Source organism: Micromonospora sp. NPDC005237 (assembly GCF_040607775.1).
Lineage (GTDB): Bacteria > Actinomycetota > Actinomycetes > Mycobacteriales > Micromonosporaceae > Micromonospora.
In genome coordinates this window covers 299,660-315,223 of record NZ_JBEXHJ010000006.1, presented here as the reverse complement: position 1 = coordinate 315,223, position 15,564 = coordinate 299,660, and the positions used below count along the sequence as shown (strand labels likewise).

17 protein-coding genes are annotated in these 15,564 nt (G+C 73.1%); 7 read left to right on the top strand and 10 right to left on the bottom strand.

Going from position 1 to position 15,564, the window contains the following annotated elements:
* The first annotated feature begins 275 nt into the window (after window positions 1-275).
* On the top strand, window positions 276-1,670 hold the full coding sequence (locus tag ABZT87_RS18715) for a hypothetical protein (RefSeq protein ID WP_355136925.1): 1,395 nt from the start codon (window positions 276-278) through the stop codon (window positions 1,668-1,670).
* A 70-nt stretch (window positions 1,671-1,740) separates the two neighbouring features.
* Here the strand turns inward: ABZT87_RS18715 and ABZT87_RS18710 are convergent, their stop codons facing one another.
* The 3 genes from ABZT87_RS18710 to ABZT87_RS18700 form a co-directional block, all read right to left on the bottom strand.
* Window positions 1,741-2,454, bottom strand: coding sequence for a hypothetical protein (locus ABZT87_RS18710; protein ID WP_355136923.1), 714 nt, complete (start codon window positions 2,452-2,454; stop codon window positions 1,741-1,743).
* Between the two features lie 230 nt (window positions 2,455-2,684).
* A complete protein-coding gene (locus tag ABZT87_RS18705; RefSeq protein ID WP_355136921.1) occupies window positions 2,685-3,794 on the bottom strand; it encodes a DUF3626 domain-containing protein in 1,110 nt (369 codons plus the stop codon).
* Entirely contained in the window at window positions 3,778-4,239 is a 462-nt protein-coding gene (locus ABZT87_RS18700) for a VOC family protein (protein ID WP_355136919.1), read from the bottom strand. Before ABZT87_RS18700 ends, ABZT87_RS18705 begins: the two co-directional genes overlap by 17 nt.
* Before the next feature lie 52 nt (window positions 4,240-4,291).
* Between ABZT87_RS18700 and tsaA the strand changes: the two genes are divergently transcribed.
* Window positions 4,292-4,720, top strand: a complete 429-nt coding sequence (tsaA, locus tag ABZT87_RS18695) for a tRNA (N6-threonylcarbamoyladenosine(37)-N6)-methyltransferase TrmO (RefSeq protein WP_355136917.1) — start codon at window positions 4,292-4,294, stop codon at window positions 4,718-4,720.
* A gap of 7 nt (window positions 4,721-4,727) precedes the next feature.
* Here the strand turns inward: tsaA and ABZT87_RS18690 are convergent, their stop codons facing one another.
* Window positions 4,728-5,357, bottom strand: a complete 630-nt coding sequence (locus tag ABZT87_RS18690; RefSeq protein ID WP_355068319.1) for an MBL fold metallo-hydrolase — start codon at window positions 5,355-5,357, stop codon at window positions 4,728-4,730.
* A complete protein-coding gene (locus ABZT87_RS18685; RefSeq protein ID WP_355136915.1) occupies window positions 5,357-6,442 on the bottom strand; it encodes an S-(hydroxymethyl)mycothiol dehydrogenase in 1,086 nt (361 codons plus the stop codon). Before ABZT87_RS18685 ends, ABZT87_RS18690 begins: the two co-directional genes overlap by 1 nt.
* Window positions 6,443-6,630: 188 nt before the next feature.
* Between ABZT87_RS18685 and ABZT87_RS18680 the strand changes: the two genes are divergently transcribed.
* The 3 genes from ABZT87_RS18680 to ABZT87_RS18670 all read left to right on the top strand — a co-directional run bounded on the left by ABZT87_RS18680 (window position 6,631) and on the right by ABZT87_RS18670 (window position 9,848).
* Window positions 6,631-7,050: a hypothetical protein gene (locus ABZT87_RS18680; protein WP_355136913.1), complete on the top strand. Its 420-nt coding sequence runs from the start codon at window positions 6,631-6,633 to the stop codon at window positions 7,048-7,050.
* Window positions 7,051-7,118: 68 nt separating this feature from the next.
* Complete coding sequence (locus ABZT87_RS18675; RefSeq protein ID WP_355136911.1) at window positions 7,119-8,294, top strand: low temperature requirement protein A; 1,176 nt, start codon at window positions 7,119-7,121, stop codon at window positions 8,292-8,294.
* 75 nt (window positions 8,295-8,369) lie between these two features.
* Window positions 8,370-9,848, top strand: coding sequence for a cryptochrome/photolyase family protein (locus tag ABZT87_RS18670; RefSeq protein ID WP_355136909.1), 1,479 nt, complete (start codon window positions 8,370-8,372; stop codon window positions 9,846-9,848).
* On the opposite strand, the gene ABZT87_RS18665 is transcribed toward ABZT87_RS18670, so the two are convergent.
* From ABZT87_RS18665 to ABZT87_RS18645, 5 genes are read right to left on the bottom strand one after another with little or no spacing between them, the layout of a single operon-like run.
* Entirely contained in the window at window positions 9,849-10,721 is an 873-nt protein-coding gene (locus ABZT87_RS18665; protein ID WP_355136907.1) for an SDR family oxidoreductase, read from the bottom strand. It abuts the gene before it with no gap.
* A complete protein-coding gene (locus ABZT87_RS18660) occupies window positions 10,708-12,198 on the bottom strand; it encodes an NAD(P)/FAD-dependent oxidoreductase (RefSeq protein ID WP_355136905.1) in 1,491 nt (496 codons plus the stop codon). Before ABZT87_RS18660 ends, ABZT87_RS18665 begins: the two co-directional genes overlap by 14 nt.
* Window positions 12,199-12,257: 59 nt before the next feature.
* Complete coding sequence (locus ABZT87_RS18655) at window positions 12,258-12,797, bottom strand: PH domain-containing protein (RefSeq protein ID WP_355136903.1); 540 nt, start codon at window positions 12,795-12,797, stop codon at window positions 12,258-12,260.
* Between the two features lie 10 nt (window positions 12,798-12,807).
* Window positions 12,808-13,269 (bottom strand): hypothetical protein, encoded by a 462-nt coding sequence (locus ABZT87_RS18650; RefSeq protein WP_354861309.1) that lies wholly within the window; start codon window positions 13,267-13,269, stop codon window positions 12,808-12,810.
* Window positions 13,269-13,748, bottom strand: coding sequence for a hypothetical protein (locus ABZT87_RS18645; RefSeq protein WP_355136901.1), 480 nt, complete (start codon window positions 13,746-13,748; stop codon window positions 13,269-13,271). Before ABZT87_RS18645 ends, ABZT87_RS18650 begins: the two co-directional genes overlap by 1 nt.
* A gap of 44 nt (window positions 13,749-13,792) precedes the next feature.
* On the opposite strand from ABZT87_RS18645, the gene ABZT87_RS18640 reads away from it, so the two are divergent.
* Window positions 13,793-14,785, top strand: a complete 993-nt coding sequence (locus ABZT87_RS18640; protein WP_355136899.1) for a WYL domain-containing protein — start codon at window positions 13,793-13,795, stop codon at window positions 14,783-14,785.
* Window positions 14,786-14,874: 89 nt separating this feature from the next.
* Window positions 14,875-15,507 carry an ATP-binding cassette domain-containing protein gene (locus tag ABZT87_RS18635; protein ID WP_355136897.1) on the top strand — a complete coding sequence of 211 codons (633 nt, stop codon included), beginning with the start codon at window positions 14,875-14,877 and terminating at the stop codon, window positions 15,505-15,507.
* The last annotated feature ends 57 nt before the right edge of the window (window positions 15,508-15,564 follow it).

Genomic DNA, 15,564 nt, shown 5'->3' with positions numbered 1-15,564 from the left:
GCACCGCACGGCCAGAACACGCACCGCACGGCCAGAACACGCACCGCACGGCCAGAACACGCACCGCACGGCCAGAACACGCACCGCACGGCCAGAACACGCACCGCACGGCCAGGGCGCCAGTCCGGGCAGGCCGCACAGGCTGTCTGACTGGTCGGCCAGCTCGGCCATTGACTCCGGTCGACGGCAGTCCTAGGTTCAGGGCGCTACCGGCCGGTAGGCAACCGTCCCGCCTGGTCGCCCCGCAGGCGACATCCGTCCGATGGGGAGCATCGATGCTGTCCGTACCCGTACGTAGGTTGTGCCGCCTGGTCGCCGCCACCGCGACACTGACCCTGGCCGTCGGGCTGCTCGGCGCCGCACCCACCGCCGGCGCACCGAGCACCGCCGGCGCTTCCGTCGGCGGTTACGACCCCTCCGGCGACCAGCCGCTGCCCGGCTACACCTTCCAGAATCCGCCGCTGGCGCCGCTGGTGGTGGCCGGCAAGCCGACGACGGTACGCCAGGGCGTGCACCGGCACGCCGCGTACATCATCGAGGTTCCCGCCCGGTGGAACGGCGACCTGGTGGTGTGGGCGCACGGCTACCGCGGCCAGGGCACGGTGCTCTCGCCGGAGCCGCCGGCCTTCGAGTTGCGCCAGCGGCTGCTGGCCCAGGGGTACGCGTGGGCGTCGTCGTCGTACGACCGCAACGGCTTCGACATCCGCTCCGGCGTGCTGAGCACGCGGGACCTCGCCGACCACTTCGGACGGACCGTGCGCAGACCCCACCGCACCTACCTCGCGGGGGTGTCGATGGGCGGGTACGTCATCGGGCGCTCGCTGGAGCAGTACCCCGGCTACTACGACGGGGCGCTGCCCATGTGCGGTGTGCTCGGTGACCAGACGCTGCTGGACTTCTATCTCGACTACAACCTGGTCGCGCAGGCCCTCGCCGGAGTGCCGGCCTACCCGACGCCGGCCGACTACCTGAGCAACGCGGTGCCCCGCATCCAGGTGGCGCTCGGGCTGGCGGGGCTCACGCCCACCGGGCCGGACACCACCACCGACCGGGGCAAGCAGTTGCGGGCCATCACCGTGAACCGTACGGGCGGACCACGGCCCGGCGCGGAGGCGGCCTTCGCGGTCTGGAAGGACTTCCTCTTCTCCATCGCGGTGACCGACGGCGGCGACTCCCCCGCCCAGCGGCCCAGCCAGATCTCCACCAACCTGCTGACCCGCTACAGCCCGAACAGCCCCGTCGACGTCAACTCGTCGGTGCAGCGGGTGGCGCCGGAGAACATCGTGCAGCGACTCCTGCCGACGCTGACCGAGGTGCCGAAGATCGCCGGGCGGCCGAGCGCGCCCGTGGTCAGCCTGCACGACCTGGGCGACATGTTCGTGCCGTTCAGCATGGAGCAGGCGTACGCCACCGACGTGGCGCGGCACGGTCGCGGCCGGCTGGTGGTGCAGCGGGCCATCCGGGCCGCGCAGCACTGCGAGTTCAGCCCGGCCGAGGCCGGCGCCGCCTGGGACGACCTGGTGTCCTGGGTACGCACCGGCAAGCGCCCGGCCGGCGACACGGTGACCGATCCGGCGGTGGTGGCCCGACCCGACTACGGCTGCCGGTTCAGCGACCGGGCCGCGTACGCCGCCGGGGTCGGCACCCGTCGCCTGTACGCGGCCTGCTGAGGTAGCCGGAAACGACGGCGCCGGCCGGCTCCCGAGAGGGGAGCCGGCCGGCGTGTGCGTGCGTGTCGTGTCACCAGAGCTGCTGGACGACGTCCGCCGCCTGCTCCTCCCACTGCGCGTACGCGTACGGGAAGGCGGAGACCTGCACGGTCTGCGCGGCGGCGGTCAGCGGCAGGTCCTGCCAGCCGCCCACGTTCTTCAGCGCGCTGAAGAACGCCGTGGCGGCGTACTCCGGGTCGGTGATCTGCTCGGGCGTGCCCCAACCGGACGACGGGCGCTGCTGGAACAGGCCCTGCGAGTCGTGGTCGTTGTACGCGCCGAGGTGGCCGAGGTTGTAGAGCTTCGACTCCTGCAACGAGGTGGCGACGCCGATCACCGCGCCACGGTCGCCGACGCCGGTCTTCTTGGCGGCGTCCACGATCGCCCGGGCGTTGTCGAGCTGCGCGTCGTCGAGCGGGATGCGCGACTGGGCGCCCTCGATGCCGTGCGGGATCAACTCGTCGCGGCTCGGCTTGCCGGCCGGCGGCTTGCCGGTGGCGGAGCCGGTGGTCAGCCCGGACTCGACTGGCTGATCCTTCTGCTGGGCCGAGGTGGCGGCCTTGCCGGTGGCGAGGTCGATGGCGGCGACAGCGCCCTGGTGCGGCCCGGTGGTGACCGGGGCGGCGGCCGCGGTCGGCGCGAGCGCCAGACCACCGAGGGCAGCCACACCCACCACGCTCAGCGCGGTCTTGCGGTACGAGTCCTTAGCGATGGCGGGGAGCCATCGAGTGAAGTCGACCTTCACGATGGTTCCTTTCGATCGTGCGGAGCGCTCCGGGGTGAACGCTCCTCGGGAGAGATGACCGCGGAAAGGTTTGGGCTCCGGCGGTACGGGGGACACAACCGGGTTGACGTGTCGGTCATTCCGGAAATGCCCGAGCCGCGGCGGCCTGCGGGCCCGGTCACTCCGACAATCGGATGGCGGGCACACCGGGCGGCGAAACGGGACGATTGACGCGGCCCGCCCGGACCGGGTCAGCCGGGGTGGGTCGTGCCGAACCGGACGAGAACGTGCCAGAGCTGCTTGAGGTGCTGCAGGGTGTCGGCGACCGGGCCCCGGTCCGCCCACCGCTGGGGTTCGGTGACCACCGAGACGGCGCCCCGACCGATCAGCTCCGCGTCCACCGGTGCGCCCGGTCGGGCGAACTCCCGGTGCAGGCGTGCCGCCAGCACCGGGATCGCGGGGCCCCGGAACTCGGCGTCGACCTCGTCGACGGCCAGCGCGAAGCCGGGGTGCCACCGCAGCGGGAAACCGTACCGCCGGGCGATCGATTCCAGCGTCGCCCCGGTCGGGGTGCCGGCGAAGGACGGGTCCACCACCAGTTCCTCGACGTCGTGCGCGAGGTCGAGAGGGCCGTGGATCTGGGCCTCCACGTAGTCGTCGAGCGCGCGCCCGACCGTGGCCTGCGTGCTCGGCGCCTCCAGCAGCGTCCGGGCCAGGGTGGCGACGTCCATCCCGGCCCGCCCGAGGCACGCGCCCGTGCCGGCCACGCCGGCCAGCAGCCCGGCGAGCACCGCCTCGAAGGCGTCGGCCGTGCCCACCACGCCCGGACCGAGGTGGCTGTCGCCGAGGCAGAAGGTCGCCCGGCCCAGCACCGCCGGACGCAGCCGCAGGTGACAGGAGCCGAAGCGGGGACAGGCGCCGTCCGCGTGGTCGAGCAGGTTCATCCCGCCGTACGTGGGTCGGTCCGCCGGCGCCACCCCGGGCGCCTGGTACGCGCCGCCGAACATCCGGTGCTCCCACCGGTCGCGGTCGCCACCGGGGTACGCGGTGAGCCCGCCGTTGGAGATGCCGGTGACGAACTGACTGCGGTACACCCCGTCCTCGGCCAGCGCGGACGCGACGTCACGCCCGTCGGCGCACCGGCGGTCGGGGTGGAAGTTGACGGTGAGCCGGCCACGCTGGGCTGCCGCGGCGAGCAGCCGTTGCGGCCGGTGGCCGAGGTCGGCGGCGACGAGGTGCCGTTCGATCGCGGCGAGCGCCGCCGGACGATCGACCACCGCCGACGACCGCACGTACGCGAGGGCAGCCGCCTGTGCCGGGGTGAGTGCGGCGCGGAGCCGTCGCTCAGACGTCGCCGTCATGTCCGGGGTCCACGGCGCGCTCCTGCGGTGCGCCCAGCTCCTCGAAGACGGTGATCTGCAGGTCCGCCGGGGCGTCCAGGCGGGAGTTCAGCGACTGCCAGGGCGTACGCGTCGGTGGGGCGATCTCGCTCGCCCCGGCGGCGACCAGCCGAGCCGTGGTCGCCCGCGCGTCGTCCACCTCGAAGGCCACCCGGATGCGCGGCGCGACCTGCCGGCCCACCTCGACGTCGTCGATCATGCGCTTCTGCACCGGGTTGGCGATCTCCAGGGTGGCCCGACCGGCGTCCAGGATCACCACCCGGGCATCGCCGTCACCGGTGAACGCCGCCTCCTCGGGCAGGCCGAGGGCGTCCCGGTAGAACGCCACCGCGGCCTCGTGGTCGGCCGCCTCCACCACGAGGCGCAGCTGACGGACGACGGGTGCGGGGTGCTGCTCGGCGGTCATGCGGCGGATCCTAACAACGCCCTAGGCTGACACCGTCCGGAAGGGAGCGACGATGGTCGAGACGTATGGCGACGACACGTACCTGTTGCGTCCGGTCGGTCGGGTGGCCTCGCCGCTGACCGACGCGGCGAGCGCGCCCCGGCAGGGCGATGAGGGCGCGCCAACGGCGTGGCTGATCTTCGACCGGCAGGTCGAGCGGGCCCTGACCGACCTGTCGGCCGGCGCGGAGCTGCTGGTGCTGACCTGGTTGGACCGCGCCCGGCGCGACGTGCTGGCCGTGCACCCGCGCGGCGACGAGGCCCGCCCGCACACCGGCGTGTTCAGCACCCGCTCCCCGCACCGACCCAACCCGATCGGCCTGCACCGGGTGCGGGTGCTGGCGGTGGACGGGCTGCGCGTCGAGGTGGCCGACCTGGAGGCCCTCGACGGCACCCCCGTCCTGGACGTCAAGCCGGTGCTCGGCCCCGCCGACGAGCGCTGAGCCGCCGTCAGTGCCCGCGCGCCAGCCACTCGGGCAGGTGCGGGGCCTCCGCGCCGATGGTGGTGTCGTCGCCGTGCCCGGTGTGCACGACCGTCTCCGCGGGCAGGGTCAGCAGCCGGGTGCGGATCGACTCGACGATGGTGCCGAAGTCGCTGTACGAGCGCCCGGTCGCGCCCGGCCCTCCCTGGAACAGGGTGTCGCCGGTGAACACCGCCCCCAGGTCCGGGGCGTAGAAGCTGCACGCGCCGGGACTGTGCCCGGGGGTGTGCAGTACCCACAGCGCGGTGCCGGCCACCTCGATGCTCTGCCCGTCCCGCAGCTCACCGTGCGGCGGCAGGTGGGGGTGGACCAGGTCCCAGAGCACCCGGTCGGCGGCGTGCAGCAGTACCGGAGCGCCGGTTGCCTCGGCCAGTTCGGGCGCCACCCGTACGTGGTCATCGTGCCCGTGGGTGGCCAGGATCGTCCGGACCCGGCGGCCGCCCACCAGCGCGAGGATCGCGGCCACGTCGTGCGGCGCGTCGAGGATGACGCACTCGTCGTCGTCGCCGATCACCCAGACGTTGTTGTCCACCTCGAACGTCTGCCCGTCGAGCGAGAACGTGCCCGAGGTGACCGCGTGGTCGACCCGGACGGCCATCAGAAAACCACAACCGAGCGGAGCACGTCGCCGTGGTGCATCCGGTCGAACGCGTTCTCGACCTGGTCCAGAGCGATCTCCTCGGTGACGAACGCGTCCAGGTCGAGACGGCCCTGCAGGTACAGCTCGGTGAGCATCGGGAAGTCCCGGCTGGGCAGGCAGTCGCCGTACCAGCTGGACTTGAGGGCGCCGCCGCGCCCGAAGACGTCCAGCAGCGGCAGCTCGATCCGCATCTGCGGGGTCGGAACGCCGACCAGCACGACCGTGCCGGCCAGGTCCCGGGCGTAGAAGGCGTGCTTCCAGGTCTCCGGTCGCCCCACCGCGTCGATCACCACGTCGGCCCCGAAACCGCCGGTGGCGGCACGGATGGCCTCGACCGGGTCGGTCTCGGAGGCGTTGACGGTGTGCGTCGCGCCGAACTGTCGGGCCCAGTCGAGCTTGCGGCTGTCGGTGTCCACCGCGATGATCGTGGTGGCGCCGGCGAGGGCCGCGCCGGCGACGGCCGCGTCCCCGACGCCGCCGCAGCCGATCACCGCTACCGAGTCGCCGCGGGTCACGTTGCCGGTGTTCATCGCCGCGCCGAGCCCGGCCATCACGCCGCAGCCGAGCAGGCCCACCGCTGCCGGCCGCGCGGCCGGGTTCACCTTCGTGCACTGACCGGCGTGCACCAGCGTCTTCTCGGCGAACGCGCCGATGCCCAGCGCCGGGGTGAGTTCGGTGCCGTCGGTGAGCGTCATCCGCTGCGCGGCGTTGTGGGTGTTGAAGCAGTACCAGGGCCGACCCCGGCGGCAGGCCCGGCAGACGCCACAGACGGCCCGCCAGTTGAGCACCACGAAATCGCCCGGGGCGACGTCGGTGACGCCCTCCCCCACCTGCTCGACGACGCCCGCCGCCTCGTGCCCGAGCAGGAACGGGTAGTCGTCGTTGATGCCACCCTCGCGGTAGTGCAGGTCGGTGTGGCAGACCCCGCAGGACTGGATCCGGACGATCGCCTCACCGGGGCCGGGGTCGGGCACCACGATGGTGGTGACCTCGACCGGTGCGCCCTTGCTGCGGGAGATGACTCCCCGGACTTCCTGGCTCACTTCGCCTCCTGCTGGTGGTCTGCGGCGGGGCCGGACGCCGGGCAGGCGGATGAACCGGGCTCGCCGGTGGGCCCCTGCCGAACCTACCGCGATCACCACGGTCGGCCCAGTCGGACGGGCGGGCGGGTTATCAGGGGTCACGCGGGGTACGCGGGCCACAATTCGGACCACGACCACCGGGAGCGACAATGAAAATCGCGCACCTGCCGCTGCGGGCCAGCATCGGCGCGTACATTCTCAACTCGGGTCTGGGCAAGCGGAACCTGGAGGGCGAGGCCGCGCAGGCCATGCACGGGATGGCGGTGGCGGCCATGCCGCAGCTCGGTCAGATGGAGCCGCCGCGGTTCGCCAAGCTGCTGTCGTACTCCGAGATCGCCCTGGGAGCCGCGCTGCTCACGCCGTTCGTCCCGGCGCCCCTGGTGGGGCTCGGCCTGACCGCGTTCGGCGCGGGCCTCGTGCAGCTGTACCTGAAGACGCCCGGGATGCGCGAGCCGGGCAGCGTACGGCCGACACAGCAGGGCGCGGGGCTGGCCAAGGACATCTGGTTGGTCGGTGCCGGCCTGACCCTGGTGCTGGAGGGGTTGACCCACGGCCGTCGGCGGGGCTGACCTGGGCGGATCGTGTCGCCGCGACCGTTATCGTGTGGGCGACCCGGCGGTCGGTCTGAGGAGCTGCGGTGACCCACAGTCGTTCGGTGCGGCCCTTCTACCGGCCGATGAGGCCCCGCCGCCGCGACGAGCCGCACCGTGCCGCCACCCCGCTGGAGCTCTTCTTCGACCTGTGTTTCGTGGTGGCCGTGGCGCAGGCGGCGACCAGCCTGCACCACGACGTAGCCGAGGACCACCTCGCCCACGCGCTGACCAGCTACCTGATGGTGTTCTTCGCGATCTGGTGGTCGTGGATGAACTTCACCTGGTTCGCCTCGGCGTACGACACCGACGACGACGTCTACCGGATCACCACGCTGGTGCAGATCACCGGGGCGTTGATCCTGGCGGCCGGGGTGCCGCGGGCGTTCGCCGACGGCAACTTCACCGTCATCACCTACGGGTACGTGGTGATGCGGCTGGCCGCCGTCACGCAGTGGATCCGGGCGGCCGCCGGCGATCCGGCACACCGCGCGGCGGCACGCCGCTACGCGATCGGCGTGACAGTGGTGCAGCTCGGCTGGCTGCTGCGGCTGGCGCTGCCCGACGGCTGGGGCATCGCGGCGTTCGTGCTGCTGGCGCTCGCTGATCTGCTGGTGCCGGCGGTGGCCGAGCGTCCCGGGATGACGCCGTGGCACCCCGGACACATCGGCGAGCGGTACGGACTGTTCACGCTTATCGTGCTCGGCGAGGCGGTGCTGGCGATCTCGGTGGCGATCCAGACCGGGCTCGACGCGGGCGACCACGGTCTCTGGGCGCTCGCGGCGGCCGGCGCGCTCATCGTGTTCGCGCTCTGGTGGCTCTACTTCGACCGTCCGGTCGAGGCGCCGGCCCGGTTGCCGTACTCGCTCATCTGGGGTTACGGCCACTATCTGATCTTCGGGGCGATCGCCGCGGTCGGGGCCGGCCTGCCCGTGGCGGTGGACCACGAGCGGCACCTCGCGCACATCTCCGGCACGACCGCCGCGTACGCGGTGGCGGTGCCGATAGCCGTCTTCCTGCTGACCGTCTGGGTGCTGCTCGTTCGCCGCCAGCAGCACGGCGCTGTGGTCGTCGCCTATCCGGTCGTCGCCCTGTTGGCGCTGCTCGCGCCCCTGGGTCCGGCCCCGGTGCAGGTGCTGGCGGTGTTGCTGGTCGCCCTCGTGACGCTGACGGCGCTGCTGCGCGGACGCGACGCCGGGCCGGCCGCGACGCGCACGGCCTGATCCCGATCTGGATCAGGCATCGACCACCCGGCCTGCCGGCGCGCGGGACGGCCCGGAAGTGGGCAGAATTGCGGCATGCTTCGCCGCCGATGGTTGCTGGCCGACCAACTCGGGCCACATTTCCTCGACGACCCCGATCAACCGGTCCTGCTGGTGGAGGTCCGGGAGCTGTTACGTCGTCGGCCGATGCACCGGCAGAAGGCGCACCTGATCCTCTCCGCCGTGCGCCACCGGGCCGCCGAGTTGGGCGACCGGGCGCTGCTGCTGCGTACCGGCACGTTCCGCGAGGCCCTGGCCCAGGTCACCGAGCCGGTGGAGGTGTGCCATCCGCACTCGCGGGCCGCGCTGGAGTTCGCCCGCTCGGTGCCCGGGTTGACCGTGCTGCCGCCGCGCGGCTTCATCACCAGCCAGGCCGACTTCGCAGCGTGGGCGGACCGCACCCGCCGGGGCCCGCTGCGGATGGCCGACTTCTACCGGCAGGCCCGTCGCTGGCACGACGTGCTGAGCGGCCCGGCCCGGGGAACCGGCGGGTCCGGTGGCGCCCCGGCGCCGCGTCGGCCCCGGGGGGAGGCCCCGACCGTGCCGGCCACGCCGCCGCCTCCACCGCCGATCGTCGAGGACGACATCGACGCGCAGGTCCGCCACGATCTGGACCGGTGGGCGGCCGACGGGGTGCGGTTCGTCGGCCGCGACGGCCCCCGGCAGCACCCCGCCACGCATGCCGAGGCGCAGGCCCGGCTGGCGCACTTCCTGACGTACCGGCTGCCCGGGTTCGGCCGCTACGCCGACGTGATGAGCGCCGACGACCCGCTGTTCGCGCACTCGGCGCTCTCGTCGTCGTTCAACCTGGGGTTGCTGCACCCCGAGCCGGCCGTCCGGGCCGCCGAGCAGGCGTGGCGGTCCGGTGCCGCGCCGCGCACGGCTGTGGAGCCGTTCATCCGCGGGCTGCTCGGTTGGCGGGAGTTCCTCTGGCAGTTGTACTGGTACTACGAGCCACGGTTTCGGGGCGCGAACTGGCTGGCCGCGACCGAGCCGATGCCGCAGTGGTTCGCCGAGCTGGACGCCGACGCGGTGGAGGCGCGCTGTCTGGCCGACGTGCTCGCCGCCGTCCGGGACCGGGCGTGGACGCACCACAGCCCCCGGCTGCTGGTGCTCGGCAACTACGCGTTGCAGCGCGGCTGGCGTCCCACCGAGGTGGCGGACTGGTTCCGGCACTGCTTCGTCGACGGCACCGACTGGGTGATGAACGCGACGGTCATCGGCATGAGCCAGTACGCCGACCTGGCCAGGGTGGACACCCGCCCGTACGCGGTGGACGGCACCGACATCGACGAGATCAGCGACTACTGCGCCGGCTGCCGTTACACCCCGGAGCGGGCGCTCGGCGAGCTGGCCTGCCCGTACACCGGGGGTTTCGAGAGCTTCCTGCACCGCAACCGGGACCGGCTGGTGGCCGACCCGCGGCTCGCCGCGGAACTGGCCCGCCGCGACGAGCCGGAGCACCGTGACGCGGTGCTGGCGCAGGAGGAGAAGCGGGGCAGCAGCCCTCCGTGATCAGGTGAGGTCCGCGACCGGCGGCGGGGCCGGCACGGGGCGGGCGACGCCCCGGTTGAGGCCGACGACCAGCAGCCGGTTGTACGAGGCCGGCATGATCCGGGCCAGCAGGTCGGGCAGCTTCGCCGACCAGCCGATCAGCACCCGGCCCCGGCGCCGCTCGACGCCTCGCAGGATCACCTCGGCGGCCCGCTCCGGGGCGATGGTGAGCAGCTTCTCGAACTGGGCCCGGCCGGCGGTGTACTCCTCGATCGACACGCCGCTGCCGACCCGGGCGTTCTCGGTGATCCGGGTGCGGATCCCGCCGGGATGCACCGACGTCACACCGATGCCGTCGTCGACGAGTTCGTGGCGCAGCGCCTCGGTGAGGCCGCGGACGGCGAACTTGCTCGCCGCGTACGCGGTCTGCCCGGCCGGCGCGATCAACCCGAACAGGCTGGAGATGTTGACCAGGTGCGCGCCCGGCTCGGCCTTGAGGGCGGGCAACAGCGCGTGGGTCAGCTGCGCCACGGCCCGGAAGTTGACGTCGATCACCCAGCTGAACTCGTCGAACGTCACCTGGTCGAACCGGCCGCCGAGGCCGACGCCGGCGTTGTTCACCAGCAGCCGGACGCGCGGGTGCCGCTGGCCGATCTCGACCGCGACCCGGGCGGTGGCCACCGCGTCGGCGAGGTCCACCCGGAACGTGTGCACCTGCCGGTCCGGGTGCGCGGCGTGGATGGCGGCGACGACGGCGTCCAGCCGCACGGCGTCGCGGTCCAGCAGCACCAGGTCACTGCCCCGAGCGGCCAGGCCGTGCGCCAACGCGGCGCCGATGCCACTGGCCGCGCCGGTCACGACGGCCGTCGCGCCGGCGAACTCAAACCTCCGCACGATCGGTGCTCCTTCCCTGACGGGTGCCGCGGGAGAAGCGCACACCCTCGTCGCTGAGCCGGCCGTGCCGCATCAGCAGCACGTCGCGGGCGTAGTTCTGGTACAGCCGCCAGGGTGCCCGCGCGCCCTGCTTGGGCAGCGCGTCGACGCTGCGCAGCACGTAGCCCGAGCGCAGGTCGATGAGCGGCACCCGCTGCGCGTCGGGCGGTGGAAGCGGGGTGACGACCTGCTGGCCGGTGCGGTCCAGGTGGCGCAGCAGCCGGCAGACGTAGCCGGCGACCAGGTCGGCCTTGAGGGTCCACGACGCGTTGGTGTAGCCGATGGTCAGCGCGAAGTTCGGCACGCCGGAGAGCATCATGCCCTTGTAGGCGACGGTCTTCGGCAGGTCGACGTCGACGCCGTCCACGCGCAGCGTCAGGCCACCGAGGGCGAGCAGGTTGAGCCCGGTCGCGGTCACCACGATGTCGGCGGTCAGCTCATCGCCGGAGGCCAGTCGGACGCCGTGCGCGGTGAACGTGTCGATCGTGTCGGTCACCACGGACGCCCGCCCCTGCTGCACGGCGGTGAACAGGTCGCCGTCGGGCACCACGCAGAGCCGCTGGTCCCACGGGTCGTAGCGGGGCGAGAAGTGCCTGTCGACGTCGTACCCGACCGGCAGCTGCCGCTTCGCGCCGCGCCGGAGCAGCCGCTTGACCAGGCCGGGCGCGCGTCGGCTGAGCTGGAAGTTGACCGTGGACAGCAGCACGTTCTTCCACCGCACCACGGAATACGCGGCGTTCGCCGGCAGCCAGCGCCGCAACGCGCCGGCCAGCCGGTCGCGCGAGGGCAGGGCGATGACGTACGTGGGTGAGCGTTGCAGCATCGTCACGTGCGCGGCCTGCTGCGCCAGGGCCGGCACCAGGGTCACGGCGGTCGCGCCGCTGCCGATCACCACCACCCGCTGGCCGGTGTGGTCGAGGTCGTCGGGCCAGTGCTGCGGGTGCACCAGCCGCCCGGCGTACGCGTCCACGCCGGGCAGGGTGGGCGTGTAGCCCTCGTCGTAGCGGTAGTAGCCGGTGCAGGCGAACAGGAACGAGCAGGTCAGGATCACGGTCTCGGCGGTGTCGGTGCGCTGGGCGTGCACCGTCCAGCGGGCGGTGCCGCTGTCCCACTCGGCGCGCGTCACCCGGTGGGAGAAGCGGATGTGGCGCTGCACGTCGTACTCCCGGGCGGTCTCCCGCACGTACTCCCGGATGGCCGCGCCGTCGGCGATGGCCGTGGCGTCGGTCCACGGCCGGAACGAGTAGCCGAGGGTGAACATGTCCGAGTCGGACCGGATGCCGGGGTAGCGGAACAGGTCCCAGGTGCCACCGACCGCGTCGCGTGCCTCCAGCACCGCGTACGTCTTGTCGGGGCAGTCGCGGCGCAGATGGCAGGCGGCGCCGATGCCGGACAGGCCGGCGCCGATGATGAGCACGTCGACGTGGTCGGAGGGCATCGCGTTCCTCCCGTCCGGGGCGGTGGACGGACACTAACACCGCCCCGGACGCCTGGCACCTAGCGCGAGACCACCGCCCCGCCGCCGAGCTGACCGTGGCGGTGGGCGGCCCGCTCGGCGTCGAGCCGGGCGAGCATCCGCGCGAAGTCGTCGGCGGAGAGCACCGGGCCGATGTTCTTGCGCCAGCCCGCCCTACTGGAATGCCGCTGCACCGCCGACTCGAACGCCCCGCCGGTCGTGCGCACCCAGCAGGCGTCCCGCACGGTCGGCTCGCCGAGGATCAGCGCGGGACGGGCCTCGAACCCGGTCACCTCCGACCACGAAAACGTCCGCGTGCGGAAGATGTGCCGTAGACGTACGCCCCGGTCGTTGACGTAGATCCCGGCCAGGTACAGGCGGAGAGCGAAGGTCAGCCACAGTCCCATGAACGGCAGCGCGACGGCCACGCCGAGGGCAGCGTTTGCGTCGACCCTGCCCTCGGCCAACCCGCGTCCGACGGTGACCGCCACGAACACCGTCATCGTCGACCCGACCAGCACCATGAATCCGGTGACCACCTGCCGGGCGCCCCACGGATCCACCCGCCGCCATCTGCGCATGGCCCGCAGGCTAGTCGGTGGACGCTCGCGTGGATTCCATGATCCAGTTCGTCTCCCAGGTGCGTTCGCCGTCGACCGAGAACGCCTGCTCCCAGCGGGCCGTGGTCGCGGTGATCCCCGACCAGATGAACCGGCACCGGACCGGCCGACCCTCGTCCTGGTCGTCGGCGTAGAAGCGGCCCACCCCGTCGACGAAACGCCCCACCATCGGCGGCTGCTCCAGCTCCCCGCGACCGCTGTTCATCCAGTAGATCGACCACTGCTCGCTCGCCGGGTCGAAGATCCTGATCGTGGCGCCGGAGAAACCCTTGGTCGGAAAGGTGATCTCGTCGAAGTTGCCGCCGCCGCCGAAGAAGCTGTGGGCGACCGACACCCCGGGAAACTCGTCCCACTCGTCGCAGCCGGTCAGCCGCTCGCGCAGCCTTCGGTTGACCACGTTCCAGGTGCCCACGTAGAAGTCGAAGTCGCCCATCAGCGGCCCACCGGCCCTTCCGCTCGCGTGTCATCCAGATAGCCGGTCAGGTCGGGAGCCTCCGGCACCAGCATGTGCCGGACCCAGGCGGCCCGCTCGTGCTCCAGCACCGCCAGCTCCCACACGCAGCCCACCCCGGGCCGGCGCAGGTCGACGAAGTGGGTCGGGTCGTCGTCCGGGCAGTCCAGCGCGGGCTGGCCGGCCACGGCGATGCGGGCCTCCACCACGTTGTCCCACACCCAGGTGTACGCCAGCAGGTAGGTGCCGGTGTCCGCGCCCCGGTGCAGCACCACCCAGCCGGCAGCCGGTGTGCCGTCGGACGGGACGTCGGCCAGCAGCGCGGGCAGCAGGTCGTACGCCGCCTTCTGCACCTCCGGCTCGATCGGCCGCTCCGGCTGGTCGATGTGGTAGCGCTTGAGCTGCCGACCGTCCACCAGGACCGGCGCCAGCGTTCGTAGATCCTTGTCGCGAAAAGCCATGCCGGGACGGTAGGACGGCTCCCCTGACAGCTAGTGTCAGTGAAGTGCGGGCCAGTCGACTTCTCTCCGTCCTGCTGCTGCTCCAGTCGCACGGTCGGCTGACCGCCGCGCAGCTCGCCGAGCGGCTGTCGGTCTCCCCGCGCACCATCTACCGGGATGTGGAGTCGCTGCACGCCGCCGGCATCCCGCTCTACGGCGAGGCCGGGCACGCCGGCGGCTACCAGCTGGTCGACGGCTGGCGGACCCGGCTGACCGGCCTGACCGGCGAGGAGGCCGACCGGCTGTTCCTGGCCGGGCTGCCCGGCCCCGCCGACGAGCTCGGCTACGGCGACGTGGTGGCCGCCCTGCAACTCAAGCTGCACGCCGCCCTGCCGGCACCCCTGCGCGACCGGGCCACCCAGCTGCGGCAACGCTTCCACCTGGACACACCCGGTTGGTACGCCGACGGCGACGCCTCCCCCGAGCTGGCCCGCACGGCCGAGGCCGTCTGGCGGCAGCAGCGCGTCGAGGTCCGCTACCGCGGCTGGCGCGGCGAGGTCACCCGGGTGCTGGAGCCGTACGGCCTGGTGCTCAAGGGCGGCCGGTGGTACGTGGTGGCCACGCGACCGGGCCGCGCCGAGCCGGCGACCTACCGGGTCAACCAGATCCTCGCGCTGACCCCGCTGGCCGAGGAGTTCGACCGACCGGCCGACTTCGACCTGCCGGCCTGGTGGCGGGAGCACGTGGTGCGGTTCCGGGCCCGGCTGCACCGCGACGAGGCGACCGTACGGCTGTCCCCCGCCGGCCGGGAACGGCTGCGCGAGATCGGCAACGATCCGGTGGTGTCCGCCGTGGACGCCAGCGCCGGGCCACCCGACGCGCGCGGCTGGGTGACCGCCGTCCTGCCGATCGAGTCGCTCACCCACGCCCACGGTGACCTGCTGCGCCTCGGCGCCGACGTGGAGGTGCTCACCCCGCTCGCCCTCCGCGACCGCCTGGCCGACACCGCCGCCGGGCTGGCCGCCCTCTACGCCCCCTCCGGCCAGCCGACCCGGTAGCCACCGCCGCTTCCACAGTGGAAGATCGGCGGGACATCGACTGTCGGCAGGATGTGCCACCCTGGGACGGGCACCAGCGGTCACCGGAGGTGAGGGCCACGCTACGACTACGCGCACTGGTCGCCGTCCCCGGCACCGGGCCGGTGACGCTCGACGTCCCGTCCGGCGCGACGGTCGCCCTGGTCGCGCCGCCTCGCGTCGGCACTGCCGTGGCCCGGGTGCTGGCCGGGCTCGCCGCTCCGGTCACCGGGCGGATCATGGTCGGCGACCGGGACGTCACGGCCCTCGCGCCGCCGCGCCGGCAGATCGGCTACGTGCCGGCCGGCGCCGCGCTGCTGCCGCAGCTCACCGTGCGCCGCAACATCGAGTACGGCCAACGCAAACGCGAGCGGGTGCACGAGGTGGCCGACGACTGGACGGCCACCGTGGTGGACCGGCTGGAGCTGGCGCCGACGCTGGATCTGCTGCCCCACCTGCTCTCCGACGCCCAGCGGTTCCGGGTGGCGCTGGCCCGGGCGGCGGTCTGCCTGCCCGAGGTGCTCGTGGTCGACCTGCCCGTCGACCCGTCCGGCGGCAGTCGCCTCGCCGACCTGCTGCCCCGACTGGCGCCTCCGGACGCGCCGGGGGTGGCAGTGCTCGTCTGCACCGCCGACCCGGCCACGCTCGCCGAGATCCCCCGCCGCCACGAGCTGGTCACCGAGCCCGACGAGGCGCTGCGGTGACCCGGCCGGCCGGGTCACCCGGCGTACGCTGCTGCGCGCCGCCGCGGCCGGCGCGGC